The 16,170-nt window shown below is 43.0% G+C and carries 17 protein-coding genes, 1 pseudogene and 1 riboswitch; of the genes and pseudogenes, 3 read left to right on the top strand and 15 right to left on the bottom strand.

Features of this window, described 5'->3' with window-relative positions:
• Window positions 1-3: 3 nt before the first annotated feature.
• The 11 genes from E4T82_RS00480 to E4T82_RS00425 form a co-directional block, all read right to left on the bottom strand.
• Complete coding sequence (locus tag E4T82_RS00480; RefSeq protein WP_135180957.1) at window positions 4-435, bottom strand: arginine repressor; 432 nt, start codon at window positions 433-435, stop codon at window positions 4-6.
• Complete coding sequence (locus E4T82_RS00475) at window positions 428-1,243, bottom strand: TlyA family RNA methyltransferase (protein ID WP_135180956.1); 816 nt, start codon at window positions 1,241-1,243, stop codon at window positions 428-430. The genes E4T82_RS00480 and E4T82_RS00475 overlap by 8 nt, the downstream gene beginning before the upstream one ends.
• Window positions 1,236-2,111, bottom strand: a complete 876-nt coding sequence (locus tag E4T82_RS00470) for a polyprenyl synthetase family protein (RefSeq protein ID WP_135180955.1) — start codon at window positions 2,109-2,111, stop codon at window positions 1,236-1,238. Before E4T82_RS00470 ends, E4T82_RS00475 begins: the two co-directional genes overlap by 8 nt.
• Entirely contained in the window at window positions 2,108-2,320 is a 213-nt protein-coding gene (locus E4T82_RS00465; protein ID WP_135180954.1) for an exodeoxyribonuclease VII small subunit, read from the bottom strand. The genes E4T82_RS00470 and E4T82_RS00465 overlap by 4 nt, the downstream gene beginning before the upstream one ends.
• Window positions 2,298-3,638: an exodeoxyribonuclease VII large subunit gene (gene xseA, locus E4T82_RS00460; protein ID WP_135180953.1), complete on the bottom strand. Its 1,341-nt coding sequence runs from the start codon at window positions 3,636-3,638 to the stop codon at window positions 2,298-2,300. The genes E4T82_RS00465 and xseA overlap by 23 nt, the downstream gene beginning before the upstream one ends.
• A 749-nt stretch (window positions 3,639-4,387) precedes the next feature.
• Complete coding sequence (locus E4T82_RS00455; RefSeq protein WP_135180952.1) at window positions 4,388-4,987, bottom strand: response regulator transcription factor; 600 nt, start codon at window positions 4,985-4,987, stop codon at window positions 4,388-4,390.
• On the bottom strand, window positions 4,968-6,074 hold the full coding sequence (locus E4T82_RS00450) for a sensor histidine kinase (RefSeq protein ID WP_135180951.1): 1,107 nt from the start codon (window positions 6,072-6,074) through the stop codon (window positions 4,968-4,970). The genes E4T82_RS00455 and E4T82_RS00450 overlap by 20 nt, the downstream gene beginning before the upstream one ends.
• Window position 6,075: 1 nt before the next feature.
• The gene (locus E4T82_RS00445; protein WP_135180950.1) at window positions 6,076-6,804 is read right to left on the bottom strand and encodes an ABC transporter permease; all 729 of its coding nucleotides are present in this window, start codon (window positions 6,802-6,804) and stop codon (window positions 6,076-6,078) included.
• Window positions 6,801-7,685, bottom strand: coding sequence for an ABC transporter ATP-binding protein (locus E4T82_RS00440; protein WP_135180949.1), 885 nt, complete (start codon window positions 7,683-7,685; stop codon window positions 6,801-6,803). The genes E4T82_RS00445 and E4T82_RS00440 overlap by 4 nt, the downstream gene beginning before the upstream one ends.
• 436 nt (window positions 7,686-8,121) lie before the next feature.
• Window positions 8,122-8,592: an IS200/IS605 family transposase gene (gene tnpA, locus E4T82_RS00430; protein WP_135180948.1), complete on the bottom strand. Its 471-nt coding sequence runs from the start codon at window positions 8,590-8,592 to the stop codon at window positions 8,122-8,124.
• A gap of 202 nt (window positions 8,593-8,794) precedes the next feature.
• Window positions 8,795-9,307: a Dps family protein gene (locus tag E4T82_RS00425; protein WP_194185858.1), complete on the bottom strand. Its 513-nt coding sequence runs from the start codon at window positions 9,305-9,307 to the stop codon at window positions 8,795-8,797.
• 170 nt (window positions 9,308-9,477) lie between these two features.
• Between E4T82_RS00425 and E4T82_RS00420 the strand changes: the two genes are divergently transcribed.
• The 3 genes from E4T82_RS00420 (at window position 9,478) to E4T82_RS00410 (ending at window position 12,217) form a co-directional block, all read left to right on the top strand.
• On the top strand, window positions 9,478-9,897 hold the full coding sequence (locus tag E4T82_RS00420; RefSeq protein WP_135180946.1) for a low molecular weight protein-tyrosine-phosphatase: 420 nt from the start codon (window positions 9,478-9,480) through the stop codon (window positions 9,895-9,897).
• 87 nt (window positions 9,898-9,984) lie between these two features.
• Window positions 9,985-10,413 carry a hypothetical protein gene (locus E4T82_RS00415; protein ID WP_135180945.1) on the top strand — a complete coding sequence of 143 codons (429 nt, stop codon included), beginning with the start codon at window positions 9,985-9,987 and terminating at the stop codon, window positions 10,411-10,413.
• The gene (locus tag E4T82_RS00410; protein ID WP_135180944.1) at window positions 10,403-12,217 is read left to right on the top strand and encodes an acyltransferase family protein; all 1,815 of its coding nucleotides are present in this window, start codon (window positions 10,403-10,405) and stop codon (window positions 12,215-12,217) included. Before E4T82_RS00415 ends, E4T82_RS00410 begins: the two co-directional genes overlap by 11 nt.
• Window positions 12,218-12,328: 111 nt before the next feature.
• Here the strand turns inward: E4T82_RS00410 and E4T82_RS00405 are convergent, their stop codons facing one another.
• The 4 genes and pseudogenes from E4T82_RS00405 to E4T82_RS00390 form a co-directional block, all read right to left on the bottom strand.
• Window positions 12,329-12,979, bottom strand: coding sequence for a phosphatase PAP2 family protein (locus E4T82_RS00405; protein WP_135180943.1), 651 nt, complete (start codon window positions 12,977-12,979; stop codon window positions 12,329-12,331).
• Between the two features lie 23 nt (window positions 12,980-13,002).
• Window positions 13,003-13,569 (bottom strand): annotated as a pseudogene (locus E4T82_RS00400) (ECF transporter S component); the annotation flags it as partial.
• Between the two features lie 105 nt (window positions 13,570-13,674).
• Window positions 13,675-13,787, bottom strand: a riboswitch (FMN riboswitch).
• Between the two features lie 397 nt (window positions 13,788-14,184).
• Window positions 14,185-14,727, bottom strand: coding sequence for a tRNA (cytidine(34)-2'-O)-methyltransferase (locus tag E4T82_RS00395; RefSeq protein ID WP_135180941.1), 543 nt, complete (start codon window positions 14,725-14,727; stop codon window positions 14,185-14,187).
• 471 nt (window positions 14,728-15,198) lie between these two features.
• Entirely contained in the window at window positions 15,199-16,065 is an 867-nt protein-coding gene (locus E4T82_RS00390) for a bifunctional methylenetetrahydrofolate dehydrogenase/methenyltetrahydrofolate cyclohydrolase (protein WP_135180940.1), read from the bottom strand.
• Between the last annotated feature and the right edge of the window lie 105 nt (window positions 16,066-16,170).

Raw genomic sequence — 16,170 nt, 5'->3', positions numbered from 1 at the left:
AACCTACCAATTTTTTATCGTTTCTAAGACCTCTGGTGCCTTAGCCTTATCCCGTACAATCATCAAAATCGTATCATCATCTGAAACAATGCTAAAAATAACCTCTGAAAAAGCCTCAACAATCTGATTTTTTACAAAAGCTGTGCTTCCTGGCACCAACTTTAAATTTAGCATATTGTCCAAAATGTCAGATGACAAGACATTTTTTTCAACCAACTTTAGACTTGCACTCTTGGTTTTTGGCAGCTCATAAATATAGCTATTGTCTTTCAACGGCGTTTTCACAATCCCCAATTCCTTGATGTCACGGGAAACCGTTGCCTGAGTTGCCGTCAATCCAGATTTCCGAAGGTGCTCGACAATTTCTTCCTGCCTACCAATCTCAAAATCCGTTACAAATTTTCTAATTTTCGCTAAGCGTTCTTTTTTACTCATCCTTAAATTCCTTATGCGCTTGTTCTACAATGGTTTTAATAGCAGCTGCAACTTGATTTTCAGCTGAACTTTCCTTTTTCAAATAACTTAAAAATTCCACATTACCATGCCCACCTTGAATGGGGGAAAAATCAAGCGCCTTGACCGTAAATCCTGCTTCCACCGCAAAAGCAGTCACCTTTTCCAAGACCATCCGATGAACAGCCTTGTCCTTGACGATTCCGTTCTTACCAATCTGCTCACGTCCTGCCTCAAATTGCGGCTTGATAAGGGCAACGACTTCTCCCTCATCTGCCAAAATAGCTGAAAGGGCTGGCAAAATCAAACTCAGCGAGATAAAGCTGACATCAATGCTGGCAAACTGTGGCGTTCGTGCAAAATCACTTGGGGTCGCATAACGGAAATTGAATTGCTCCATGCTGACCACACGCCCATCTTGACGAATTTTCCAAGCTAATTGATTGGTGCCAACGTCAACAGCGTAGACCAAATCTGCCCCATTTTGCAACATGACATCGGTAAATCCACCTGTTGAAGCCCCTATATCGAGGGTTGTTTTCCCTTTAACAGATAGGCCAAATACCTGAAGAGCCTTCTCCAGTTTTAAACCACCACGGCTGACATATTTCAACTTTTCGCCTTTTAATTTTAACTCGGTGTCCTCCTCAATCTTCTCCCCCGGCTTATCATAGCGCTCGCCATTCACAACAGAGACCACTAGGCCTGCCATAACGCCGCGCTTAGCCTGCTCTCGTGTATCAAAGAGGCCTTGCTTGTAGGCCAGCACATCTACTCTTTCTTTAGCCATATAATCGTAAACTTTCTACTATTTCTCGAATCTTGTCTGCCTGAAAGGAGGATTGTTCTTCCAAGGCCACAAGTCCCTCCTCTACCTTGTCTAGGCTCATTGCTAGATAGGATTTGGACTCTTCTAAGCCAAGCAGAGCAGGATAGGTGGACTTGTCTGCTACAAGGTCTTTGTTCGGTGTTTTTCCGAGTTCCTCAAAACTAGCTGTCACATCTAAAATATCATCTCGCACTTGAAAAGCAAGACCGAGCCATTCACCCGTTTCTTGCAAGATTGCCTGAACAGTATTGTCGGCTTCAACCATCAGTCCTGTTGCCACAAAGGGATAGGCGAGGAGCTTTCCTGTTTTATGGGCATGAATCGTTTTCAATTCCGAAAGGCTTAAACTGCCTTGTTCCCCTTCCATATCCAGCACCTGTCCGCCAACCATGCCAAAGGTTCCAGCAGCTTTAGACAAGGCGGCTATCAATTCCACCCGAATCTGGCTAGGAAGCTCTGCCATTGCCACCAAGGCATAGGAATCCAGAAAGAGGCTATCCCCCGCCAAAATGGCCATGTCCTCGCCAAATTTCTTGTGACTGGTCAAGCGACCACGACGATAATCGTCGTTATCCATGGCAGGCAGATCATCGTGAATCAGACTTCCTGTATGAATCATCTCAACGGCTGCCGCCACTTGAACGTGGGCTTCTGTCAGAGTTATACCAAATCCCTCCAACAGCTCCAACAAAAGGAGCGGACGCAGGCGCTTGCCACCCGCTTGAACGGAGTAGAGAATGGTCTTGACCAAACGAGGTGCGACAGGCTTTTCACCGTAAAACTCTAAAATGACTTTCTCAATCCAATTCAATCGTTCCACTTGCTTCATTCCATATCCGTTTCTGTTCCGTCTGCTTGCATGACCTTGACCAAGGTCTTTTCTGCTTGATTTAGGGTATCTTGGAGTTCTTTTGAAAGTTTCATGCCTTTTTGAAACTCGGCAATCGCATCTTCAAGAGCCACATCACCACTCTCCAGGCGTTGCACAATCTGTTCCAAATCTGCTAAATTTTCCTCAAATTTCTTTTGTTTTGACATCTTTTACCTCTACTTCTACCTGACCATCTCGTAGCTGAATGGTCGCATTTTCCTCTCTTTGAACCTTATGAACACTATCCACCACATGTCCATTTTGCGCTACAATCGCATATCCCCTTGCCACAATTCGGCTGGTATCTAGCATGAGGAGACTATCCGCCAAGCGCTTGACTTCCGCCTCCTTCTGCTTATAAATCATAGACATCTGTTGCTGCAACAAACGTTGCTGTTGCCCTAGCTTTTCCTGATACAGGGCAATTTTTTGAAGTGGCGAACAAGCAAGCAAGCGCTGCTCCAATACCTGAGCACGCCTTTTACTTTCATTTCTATATTCGGAAATGGATTGCTTCATGCGCAATTGCAGGTGGTCTAATTTTTGTAAATAGGCATCGTACAGACGCTCGGGTTGCCTAAAAATCACAGAATGAACCAATTTCTCTAGGCGTTCACGATGATAGACCAGACGGTTCCCTACAGCCTTGCTCATTCGATTTTCTTGCTGTTTTAGATGAGACAGGACATCCAATTTGGTCACAGGTGTGGCAAGTTCTGCCGCAGCTGTTGGTGTTGCGGCCCGTCGATCGGCCACAAAGTCCGCTAGTGTTGTATCTGTTTCATGCCCAACACTGGAAATAATCGGAATCCGTGATTCAAAAATCGCCCGCACCACTTCTTCTTCGTTGAAAGCCCACAAATCCTCAATGGAGCCTCCCCCACGCCCGATAATCAGCACGTCAAGATCTTCCCGCTCATTAGCTCTTCGGATATTTTGCGCAATTTCCATTGCTGCTCCGTCCCCCTGCACCTTGGTCGGATAGAGCACCACCTCTCGATCCGGAAAACGCCTGCTAACCGTTGTGATAATATCACGAATGACCGCCCCACTCTGACTCGTCACCACACCAATCTTTTGGGGAAATTGAGGCAGGGGCTGTTTGAATTTCTCCTGAAAGAGACCCTCATCCCCCAATTTCTTTTTCAACTGTTCAAACTGAATCGCAAGCGCTCCAATGCCGTCTGGCTCAGCCTTTTCAATGATAATGGAGTAACTCCCGCTTGGTTCATAAAGTTGGATACGTCCAATAACATTGACCTTCATCCCCTCTTCTAACTCAAAGCCGAGAGACCGATAGACTCCTGCCCAAACCGTCGCCTGAATCACCGCCTTTTCGTCCTTTAGAGAAAAATACTGATGACTCGGGCGCTTGCGAAAATTGGACACCTGCCCCGTCAAATAAACCCTCTCCAAGTACGGATCCCGGTCAAACTTCAACTTCAAGTACTTCGTCAATGACGACACTGACAAATAATCTGGCATACCACTCCCTCATCCATTCAAACATGGTCTTTTCTGACACAATCCTCAGCACAATGCAATACAAGTATCTTGTCTTTTACGTCCCTTATTATACCAAAAAGAACGCAAAAAGACTAGGAAAGCAATATCTCGCTCCTTTGTCACTCGCCAACCAAGAAGCATTTCAAGCAAGAAGAAAGAGAATCATAGCTAAGACCTTTTCACTTTTTTTGCTCAACAAAAAACACCTAGTTCACTAAGTGTTTCGAATCATGGAAAAACTTCAATCGGAGCATTGGCTAAAAAAACATCAAACTACATCTGGAAGGCAGGGACAGGACCTGCGGTTCTTTTATCTCCAACTTGTAACGCTCCCTCTGGACTGCAATGATAGAAGCTACGCTTCCTTTATTTCCAACCTCCAATAAGCTACCAAACTGCGAGGAGAGAATCTTCGATTCCTCCATTTCCAACTTGCAATAGTTCACTGAACTACAAGGACAGAACCTGCGGTGCCCTCATTTCTAACCTCTAACAATCCACTGGAGTGCAATGAAAGAAACTATGTTTCTCTCATCTCCAACCTCCAATAAGCTACCAAACTGCGAGGAGGAAATCTTCGATTCCTCCATTTCCAACTTGCAATAGTTCACTGAACTACAAGGACAGAACCTGCGGTGCCTTCATTTCTAACCTCTAACAATCCACTGGAGTGAGAGGAGAGAATCTTCGATTCTTCTATCTCCAACTTGTAACACTCCACTGGAGTGTTACAACCATCCATTTTCTTTGGCGATGTTGGTGGCTTCGGTGCGGTTTTCGGCGCCTAGTTTGCTGAGGATGGTGGACATGTAATTGCGGACGGTTCCATTTGAGAGATACATCTGGTCAGCTATTTCCTGGTTTGAAAGTCCTAGAGCAACCTTTTGAAGAAGGAGTTGCTCTTGCTTGGTTAGGGGATTTTTCATGGTGAAAAAGCTCTCCATTAGCTCTGGGGAATACTCTTTTTGCCCCTGAAGCACGCGCTCAATCGTCCTCATCAGCTCAGAAATACTACGTTCTTTCAGCACATAGGCATCTACATCTGCACGAATGGCACGTTCAAAATAGCCTGGTCGTTTGAAGGTAGTCACCATAATCACTTTTTGGCTCGGAAACGCCTCTTTTACCCATTCAAGGACATCTAGTCCTGTCATCTTGGGCATTTCAATGTCTAAGATAGCAACATCCACTTGTTCCTTTTGTAAGATAGCTTGCGCTTCTAAGCCATTCTTGGCTGGAAAAACCCGCTCGATAGCCTCCTGCAATTCCAAGAGCTGGCAGAGGGCATCGCGCAACATGCTTTGATCTTCAGCTACTAGTATGTTCATCCTTCTCTCCTTTGGGAATATCCAACTGAATCTGTGTCGGTTGTTTCCTCGACACAATCTCCACCCTGCCTTGGTAGCGAATCAAGCGATCACGAATCGAGTACAACTCCTCACCCGTCAGCTCTCCAAAGCCAATCCCATTATCTTCTACTAAAACCCGAACCCTGCCGTCTTTCTCACTCAACTGGATACGGCAACTACTTGCTTGACTATGCTTGATGAGATTATTACACAATTCCCGCAGGGCCATGGTCAGAGCAGCCTCTTGCTCCTCGCCCATTTCTACTTCTCTTCCTTCAACTGCCAAGTCAATCCCTGCTAACTCTAGCATATTCCCTAAAATCTGCAATTCTTCTTCCAAACTATGGAATTTCAGAGCTTGGACAATCTGCCGCACTTCTTGCATGGCATTTTTTGTAATATCCCGCAAATCCTGAACTTCTTGCTTAGCCTGTTCATAAGAGGCATGCTCCATAAGCGTCAGTGCCAATTCACTCTTGATGCTCATCATGGCAAAGACATGCCCCAAGGTATCATGCAAATCCTGCCCGATTCGATTGCGTTCATTTTCTGCTAAAAGGAGGTTAATGGAGGCATTCTTTTCAAACAATTCCTCCTTCAACTTGGCTTGCTGAATCCCTCTTTGCATTCCATAGGTCATGAGAAGGCATGCCAGCACCATAACACTGAGGAAAATCTTAACTCCTATATCAGCGATTGACAAAATAATGAGGAGTAAGGAGAGAAGCACCAAATAAAAGGTCAAGTAGCGAAAACTTGTCTTTTTATCCTCCTGGAAATTCCAGGTCAAGATATTCGATAAATAGAAGGTAAACATAGCCAAGGACGGCGTCCCAACTATCGTTGTATAGACTACATAAATACAAAGATAAAGCCAGAACAGATGAAGAATACTAGCTTTTTCTACCACCAACAATCCTAGATAAGCAATTGCAAAAAGAATCGTCAGAGGAAGGATATGCCAGGGCATACCTTCCGATAATACCCCATATATGGGAAAAATGAGGTAAACCAAGGATACATAGTACATGGTATGGGCTTGTTTCAGTTTTTGGAGTAATGTCACGCTATCTCACTTCCTGTTTCTTTTTCAGCACTAACGTTAGGCCTGCTATTAGTATAGTATAAAGGAAGACCATTAGTAAAGGTTGAACTTGCAAGTGCCCCTCATTGATATAACGAAGCACTAACTGATTGGCATAGTAAGACGGGGTAAAGTGAGCCACTAATTTCATCCAATCGGGAAAGGTTTCATAGGGCATCCAGCTACCACCAAAAATAGCCAACACTAAGTATAAGATATTCGCGACCACGGACAAGGTTTGCAGATTTTTGAACAAGGTCAGAGCAAGGCCAATTGCCAAATAAACCATACTAGCAATTAGTAGCAAGAGAGCAGATACCAACCACTGGTCTGCTGCCATCCGTACACCTCGAAAGAATGCCCCAACTGCAAAATTGACTACGATTGAAATGATAAATGACAGAAAGACACGAAACACTTTGGCAGCATAGTATTGGTAAAGAGGGATTGGAGAATGCTGAATCTGCAAGAGCCAACGACTTCTAACATCCTCCTCAAGCATACTAGGAAAGCTAAATAAAGCAAAACTACTCATACTAAAGGCCGTCATGGTGAGTAGATAATTTCTCGTCAAGCCTGCCACATCCCCATAGGAACTATCAAACATGGACGAAAAGAAGAGGAAAAAGATGACAGGCATGCCAATTCCTAATAGGAAATTCCCCACATTGCGCTTGGTTAAAAGATATTCAATTTTTAGTAAAGCTGTCATTTTTCTTCCTCCTTAGTCGTATCAAATAGGGTATTAAGTAAGGTTTTATTGGTCATTTCAATCTCGGCAATCGGACAGTTCACTTTCTGCAGGGCCTGCCAAACCGCATCCACATCTTTAGTCATAAAAGAAAGCCTATCATGCTTGACTTCCATATCATAGATATTGTCCCAGCTTGTGATAATCGCCTCATAATCACTTGGAATGATGAATTGTTTTTCCTGCTCTTCCGAGCGCATTTTAAAGGGTGTCGTATCCCGCAAGAGCCGTCCCTGATGCAAGACCAAGATACGATCCGCCGTATGCTCGACTTCTTCGATATAATGCGAAGAATAGACAAGGGTCACACCGCTTTCTTTTAAGCGATGAACAATCTCCCAGAAACGCTGACGAGTGGAGGTATCCATAGCCGTTGTCGGCTCATCCAAAAAGAGAATGGAGGGACGACCAATCAGGGTCAAGACAAAGGATAGCAAGCGCTTTTGGCCGCCTGACAATTTTTCTGCCAACTGATTCTTCTGCTCAGGAGAAAAATCTAGTAACTCGTCTACCTCCTTATCTGACAACGGATTGAGATAGATGGCTTGGAAAAAGGCAATCAATTCCTGAACCGTGAGACTAGCCGGCACCCCATTTTCCTGCGGCAAAATCCCAACCACTTTCTTTAAGACCGCATCTGTCACCTTGCGCCCTTCAATACGAATATCGCCACTGGTGACAAACCAATCCCCCAGCAAGCAAGACAGCAAGGTGGTCTTTCCTGCCCCGTTTGGCCCAATCAAGGCGACACACTCGCCCTCACCAATCTCAAAGGAAATATCCTCTAAAATCTTCTTTTCCTTAATCGTTTTTGAAATGCTTCTCACTTCAATCATGCTCATTTTCTGACCTCCTGTCTGTCTACAATAATGAACCAATCATCACTATTATTTATTTCCATTGGATATAGGAATAGATGACTAAACATGATAGTCATTATCTACTACCCCCAACAGTATACTCCTTTCCACCTTCCCTCACTAGATAGATTTGTCATTGAAGAAAATGACAAATGTCATACACTAAGATACGAGGGCGTGAAAAAAGCGACTGTACTCTCGTTGAAACAACAATCCACTGGATCGTTTCTTCCATATCCCTAAGCTCGCAACAGCTACGGCAAAATAGGCGGCCGAACAGAAGGTATAGTCTGAATTTACAATCATGACCACCCGTCTAACGGGTGGTTTGAACCGGGGCTATAAGCCCACATCACCAGCCAGCGCCTAAAGACGCTGGCTTTCACTTTGTTCAAGCCTCACTGCTCTTGACTCGTCACTAGCCTCTTAAAGAGGCAGTTGTACTACTTGCCACTATCCCTTTCACACTCAACTTATCAAGTGCTATATCATGTTGTTCCTGCTCTTGAATATATTTCTTTATGGTGCCTTCATTGAGACCAACTGTACTCACATAATAGCCCTCTGCCCAAAAATGTCGATTCCCAAACTTGTATTTTAAGTTGGCGTGTTTAGCAAACATCATTAAAGCACTTTTACCTTTTAAATACACCATGAAACTTGATACACTTATTCGTGGTGCAATGCTCACTAACATGTGAACATGGTCTGGCATCAGATGTCCTTCTATAATTTCCACTCCTTTGTAACTGCATAATCGGTGAAATATTTCGCCTAAACTGCTTCTATATTGATTATAGATAACTTTTCGTCTATACTTAGGTGTAAACACAATCTGATATTTACACATCCACTTTGTGTGTGATAAACTATGTGCCTTTTGTGCCATATTATTGTCTCCTTTCGCTTTACAGTTGGCTTGAACACCCTTATTGTATCGCGTTTGGAGAGTTTTTTGTATAACATTCGATGCGCACCCGCATAGCGGGTGGTTTATTTATCTCGCACCTATCGGAGCGAGACGGGCTTAAAGCCACATAATAAAAAACCAGCACCCTTTGGTGCTGGTGATATACATATGGTACTGTTTCTTACAAGCCTGGTGCTTGACCTAGCTCCGCCTGAATCATCCAGATATGTTTTTCAAGACTTGCTTTTGCCCCGTTGAAGATGTCATTTGTCACATCATCTCCTTCTGCATCGGTCACATCAAGCCCTTGTTGGAACAAACCGACAAGGTAGCGGAAGACTTCTACGACACGACCCAATTGTGCGTCCATTGACAAGCTATAATCGCCTGGCACTTCTTTCAACTGGCTGTTGTCGCTAAATTCTTTCAAGGTAGAAAATGGAGCGCCACCCAAGGTAATCAAGCGTTCACTCATTTCATCAAGATAGCTATCCAATTCTTCCATGTACTCGTCCATTTTTGGATGCCATACAAGGAAGCCACGCCCACGCATATACCAATGCACTTGGTGCAAGATAGAGTGGGCTACTGACAAGTCCGCCACTGCTTGGTTCAAGAGAGCCTTTGTTTCTGGTTCAGCTTGGGGTTTTGCAAAGTTCGCAATTTCTGCAGAAGATTGATAGAATTTAGTCATCATAAAGGATTACCTTCTTTCTCTTATTTGTAACCATTATAAATAAAGATGACAAAAATTGCAACTATTTCGCCCTTTATGAGAAAAGTTTTAACATTCACAGAAAATGTTAAGGTCATTCTAGAGCAAAATACGGTATAATAGAAATGAATATCGATAAGGAGCCAACAATGAAAAAAATCGTCTTCGTCTGTCTTGGAAATATCTGCCGCAGTCCCATGGCTGAATTTGTCATGAAAGATCTCACAGACCAAGTAATTGTAGAAAGTCGGGCAACGTCAGCTTGGGAACATGGCAATCCGATTCACAGAGGGACCCAGCAGATTTTCAAGCAGTATCAGATTCCCTATAATCGTGATAAAACATCTCAGCAGATAACGCTAGAACTGGCCGAAGAATGTGACTACATCATCGGTATGGATAGCCAGAATGTAGCTGATTTAAAGAAAATGCTACCTAGCAGACTCCATACTAAAATCTATCCTTTTGCCGAAGAAAGTGTCCCAGATCCTTGGTATACAGGGGACTTTGAGGAAACCTATCGCATGGTCACTGAGGGCTGTCTCACTTGGCAAAATCGCCTATTATAGTCTTTCCATTTTTAGGGAAACTATCTTTGTCAATCTCCCTAAAAAATGATAGAATGAGAGAAAGAATGACTAGAAAAGAGACACACTATGAAGAAGTTGATAGACCGTCTACAAACGATTGATTTGAAACAGCCAAAAACCTATCTCACGCGCTCAAACATTGAAAAAGCCTGTATTGCCCTTATCATTGTCTGCGCCTTATCCGTCTTTCTCGGACGCATCCCAACCCAGCAAACACTAAAACTAGACGAGGGAAAAATGACCTATCATGGTACTGTTATTGCCAATAAAATGACTGGGCAAGGTAGCCTAACCTTTGCAAATGGCGACAAATACGAAGGGCAGTTTAAAGATGGGATTTTTAATGGTAAAGGGACCTTTCACTCTGCTAGTGGCTGGACCTACGAGGGAGAGTTTAAAAATGGGATTGCTGACGGTGAGGGCAAATTAACCACCGAAGCAAAGGTTGTTTACGAAGGAACATTCAAACAAGGAATTTATCAACATGCGAATTAAATGGTTTTCAACAATCCGAGTGCTAGGCATGCTCTTTGTCCTATTCTATCACTTCTATATCTTATTTTTCCCCGGTGGCTTTATCGGAGTGGACCTCTTTTTCACCCTGTCTGGCTATCTGACAACCGCCTTATTTTTAGATGAATACGCCAAGCATCAAGCTATTGATTTCAAAGGATTTTTCAAGCGGCGTTTTTATCGGATTTTCCCGCCAGTTGTCCTAACCCTTCTTCTGACAACACCGCTTGCTCTGCTGGTCCGCAATGACTTCATTGCTGGAATCGGACGTCAGCTAATGGCGACTTTAGGCTTCATGACCAACTTCTTTGAAATCCTGTCAGGCAATTCTTACGAAAATCAATTTACACCGCACCTTTTCCTCCACACTTGGAGCCTTGCCCTTGAAGTCCATTTTTATCTCCTCTGGGCATTGATCATCTGGGGAATCACGCGGCTGGCAAAGACACTAGGACAGCTCCGTGGAATGGTCTTTCTCGCTTCTAGCGGACTTTTTCTCATCAGCTTCCTTGCCATGTTCATTTCAAGTTTCTTTGTCAGTAATTTCTCAACGATTTATTTTGCAACATGGACCCACATTTTCCCCTTCTTCTTGGGAAGCACACTCGCTAGCTTGACAGGACTGAAAAAACTAACTCGACCATTTGAAAGAGTCATTGAAAAATGGGATGTAAAACAAACACTCGCTGTTTTTGCAGCTGGTTTGACCGTTGAACTACTACTCCTATTTTTCTTGCCATTTGATAGCATCTGGACCTACCTTGTTGGGTTCCTCCTTTCAAGTTCAGCCACTGCCGTCATGATTTATGCTGCTCGTATCTTACATGAAAAGACTGAAAATATAACAGAACCTGCTATCTTACTCTTTTTCTCCAATATTTCCTACGGTATTTACCTCTTCCATTGGCCTTTCTATACCATCTTTTCACAAGTGCTCAGCCATACGCTAGCTGTATTCCTTACTCTGATATTCTCCATCCTCTTTGCGAGTCTTTCCTTCTATCTCCTTGAACCTTATCTAGCTGGAAAAAACGGACGGCTTTGGAATGTCGAGTTTGACCTCAAGCCCTATACAAAATGGATAGGAGCAACTGCAACTGCATTCCTCCTTGTGACACTCGGAATAAGCCTCTTTGCCCCTCGACTAGGAAACTTTGAGCGTGAATCCTTGATTAGTAACTTATATCAAGCTGAACGTCAATTAACCACTACTCGCTCTGCTGCTGAAAATGCTCAAGCAACTGACTACAATGTAGAAAAGGGAACAACCATTATTGGTGACTCTGTTAGCCTTCGAGCAAATACAGGCATACAAAACATCTTGCCAGAAGCTCATCTTGATGGCGCTATCAGTAGAAATTTAAGTGAAGCTAGTCATCTTATCCAATTATACACAACAAGTCACTCTCTCAAAGAAAATGTCGTTATCGCTCTTGGTACCAATACTAGTGACAACTATCAAGAATTACTAGATGAACTCGTCAGCCGTTTTCCAAAAGGACATCGACTGATTTTTGTCACTCCTTACGACGGAAACAATGCATCTGAGCAGGCTCTAACCTACCAAATCGGACAATATGAGCGTAACTTAGCAAGCAAGTACGACTACATTAGTATAGCTGATTGGTATCAAACAGCTATAGAGAATCCACAAATATGGATAAATACAGATCTTGTCCATTTTAACCTAGAAACTGAAGGTGCAACACTCTTTGCCCAAACCATTCAAGCTGCGCTAGAGCAAGTGGAGAAACAACCGGTCAAAAATGTCGGAAGTAGTGAATGATAGGAAACTCTATGCATTCTGTACCATAAGCATATAGAAAAAAGAAAGATTGGAAATCAACCTCCAATCTTTCTTCATTTATCATTTTTTATGAGGCTTTATCTCGCCCTACTATTTCTGTTTCCCTTGAAATCTCCATTGAAACCGCAACCGATCATAGAATGGAAACAAGATGTACAACAGACTAGTGGCTAACAACCAACCACCGATAATATCTGTTGGATAATGGACCCCAACGTAAATTCGTGAAATTCCAACCAGCATGGCAAGGATAATCAAGCCTGCCTGCGCAATCCGTTTTGTGATAGTGGTTTTGAGATGTTGTTGCACCAAAATGACCATGACACCTGCCACCATCAAGGTAGAGGCAGCATGCCAGCTTGGAAACGAGTAGCCAGGTGTATCCACCAGCCATTCAATGCTAGGTCTCGGGCGTTGGTAGACATATTTCAGAGCTGTTGATAGGACTCCCATCACCGCAAAACTAGATAGAATAAAGTAACTCTCACTCTTCCACCGCTTCTGGTAACAATAAAAGGCTACTGCCAAACAAATAGGTAAAAGGACTGTCACATTTCCAAGTAGGGTAATCGTCGTCCAAAAAAGCGTTGCAAACGCAGGAAAATCCCCACGCAGAGCTGTTTGAATGCTACTATCAAAGCCCACCAATTGCTGAGGATAAAATTTTACCACATATCCTAAAATAACAAAGAAGAGAGCTGCAAACGAAGCATTTCGAAAGTAAAGTTGTCTGTTTTTCATACAAGCAGTATAATCTAATTTTTTTATAATTTCCTTAAAATCGGTCGACCTGCACGATACACCAGATAAAAGACGAGTGAGAAAATCACGCCTTCTAAGAGATTAAACGGCAATACCATAGCGAACAAATAATGGTTCACCCCTAGAATCTGTCTAATATCAAAGTTGGCAAAAGCTGCATAGACTGGGATGGCATAAACATAGTTTAAGGCCAGCATCACCAAGGTCATACCAATTGTCCCCATAAAAGACGCAATGAAATAGGTTTTAAGCGTCTGCTTCTTGCTCCACATCACATACAAGGCAACCATGAAAACGGCGAGAGCTGCAATGTTCATCGGCAGACCAATCACTGTTGACGGACCATTGTTATGTAATACAAACTTGAGAACTGTCCGCAAAAAGAGAATGCTAAAAGCCGATCCTAAATCTAAGACCAGCATTCCAATTAAAATAGGAATAATCGAAAAATCAATTTCCAAGAAACTCGCTGCTGGAATCAAGGGAAATTTTAGATACATGAGCAGAAAAGAAACTGCTGAGAGAATGGGTATCAAAGCCATTTTACGTGTATTTGTCATCTTCTTCCTCCAATTTTTAACAAATTAGAGAAGTGGGAAATTGATGTCATCGCACGCCTCCACATGGGAAAATACTGGGTATACATCCCTACTTTCAGCGACAAATCGATCTTTCTCCGTCTTCTCCCATCCAGACTATACTGTCGGTTGTGGAATTGCACCACATCAGCTTACGCTCGCGGACTATTACCGCCGGTAGGGAATTGCACCCTGCCCCGAAGACTTTATACTGAAACAACTATCAACATCTATTTACTCTTTTTGATAGTTTATTAGGTAGTGTAGCCGTAAGCAACCACCTCCTTACGTTTCATTACTCCTGTTAAACCCATGAAACGTAAGGAGGCAAGTGACTTTTGTCCCGGCCTCAAGAATTTCACTACAGCTAAACGATCCGTTTTGAGCTCACTTCGTTTGTTATTCCTCTAAACTTAAGGCATACAGACAAGTAAGCAACTGCTATACCCAAAGAAAGGAACGCTAAGAAGTTTTCAAAATGAAAGCAATATTTCTCTTGATTTTTGTTCAGTCATTTAGTGAATATTTCCACTAACTACCTATCATGATACCAAAAAAGACTTGCTGATGCAAGTCTCCTGCTATAAGCATCCGCTTACGCTCTTCTTATTTCAACTTATCCGCCTCATATTGGTGGACTAACTCCAAGCCTGCAAATGCTTGCTGGCGCAAGGCCTCATAGACAATCATACAGACAGTATTCGAGACATTGAGACTGCGGACATGCTCGTCATTCATCGGAATTCGTAGCGCTTTTTCAGGATGACGTCGCATAAACTCTTCTGGCAGCCCCTTGTCTTCACGCCCAAAGATAAAGTAATGGTGACAACCATCATCATACGCCTCATCCGAATAGATCTTGGAGGCAAACTTGGAAATCAGATGCACCTTACCTTCTTCGACCTGAGCCATGAAGTCGTCCAAGCTATCATAAAAACGGACATCAAGCTTATCCCAATAGTCCAAACCTGCCCGTTTCATCTTGCGATCATCAATGGGAAAGCCCATGGGCTTGATAATATGAAGTGGACTATTGGTTGCTGCACAGGTGCGCGCGATATTGCCTGTATTTTGTGGAATTTGCGGTTCAAACAAGACCACGTGATTGCGAGATTTTACTTCTTGGTACGATAATTCTTCAATGTTCATCAGCTTTCCTCATACTCTTTTAGGTCATCCATTCAATGCAAAAAAATAGCCACACTGCCCGGAGTCAAGCTCAGCAAACAGCATGGTGAATGATGATTTCATTCACTTAAATCACAACAGGTTTGATTTAAATCAATGAAAATCTTATTACTATTATAACGCAAGCAAGTAGTAGCGTCAAGTAATATGGTTGAAAATTCCTGATTTTTTTCAAATTTTTCTCATGATGATTGGAAGTAGGTAAAACTGTATCGCTCTAAAACGAAAGCAACATCATCAAAATAAGGATAATTGTTTTGGAAGCAGTTTATACAACGGACGCATTCAATTCATATTTTAGAGTTGTGCTGTCTCACTCATCATAGAAAAAACCAACCAGCCCTTGAAAAAGCTGATTGGTTTTTTGGAGATTATGAAAAATATTTAGGATTAATCATAGTGTATCCTATTCCTAGTTTTCCAACATCGGTCTTAGGACTGATTTGCTTGCGTATCGAGAAATCTTTTGCAGGCGTGATAGGTTTGTTCCATAAGCATGGTAATGGTCATTGGGCCTACACCTCCGGGAACAGGTGTGATATGACTGGCGATTTCATTTACCTCATCAAAGGCCACATCGCCAATCAACTTCCCATTCTCATCTCGGTTCATGCCAACATCTATGACTACGGCACCTTCTTTGACAAAATCCTTAGTCACAAAGTGCCCACGCCCGATAGCCACCACTAAAATATCCGCTTCTCGAGCAAGATCTGGTAGGTTCTCTGTCCGCGAATGAGCAATGGTCACCGTCGCATTGGCATCCAGCAACAATTGAGCCATGGGCTTTCCAACAATATTACTACGACCAATCACAACAGCTTTTTTACCTTCTGGATTGATATCATATTCACGTAGAAGCTCCATAATTCCTGCTGGGGTCGAAGGAATCATGACAGGATGTCCACTCCAGAATTTCCCCATATTCATAGGATGAAAGCCATCTACATCTTTATTTGGATCGATTGCAAGTAGGATTGCTTCTTCATCGATATGCACGGGTAAGGGGAGCTGAACTAAAATGCCGTGCCAAGCCACATCCTGATTATAGCGCTCAATCACCGTGAGCAGCTCTTCTTGTGTTGTTGTTTCAGTCAAGCGAATCACTTCACTGCGAAAACCTGCCGCTAGAGCTGAACGTTCCTTGTTGCGGACATAGACCTGACTAGCAGAATTGTCCCCAACTAAAATCACCACAAGCCCTGGCTCCACACTGGTCTTTTCTTTTAGGATTGCTGTTTTTTCTGCCAACTGTCCCTGCATTTTTTCTGCCAAGGCTTTTCCATCCATTCGTGCCATGCTCATCTCCTTTATGTTTTTTCCATTATACCAAAATCTCAGCCCTGCTCCTAGAAATTTTTTCTTTTCGACGCCAATCGTTCGTTATTATAAACAAAACCGCTG

It is taken from the genome of Streptococcus cuniculi (assembly GCF_004570575.1).
Lineage (GTDB): Bacteria > Bacillota > Bacilli > Lactobacillales > Streptococcaceae > Streptococcus > Streptococcus cuniculi_A.
The sequence above is the reverse complement of the archived record's forward strand: the minus strand, read 5'-3'. Positions and strand labels throughout refer to the sequence as shown.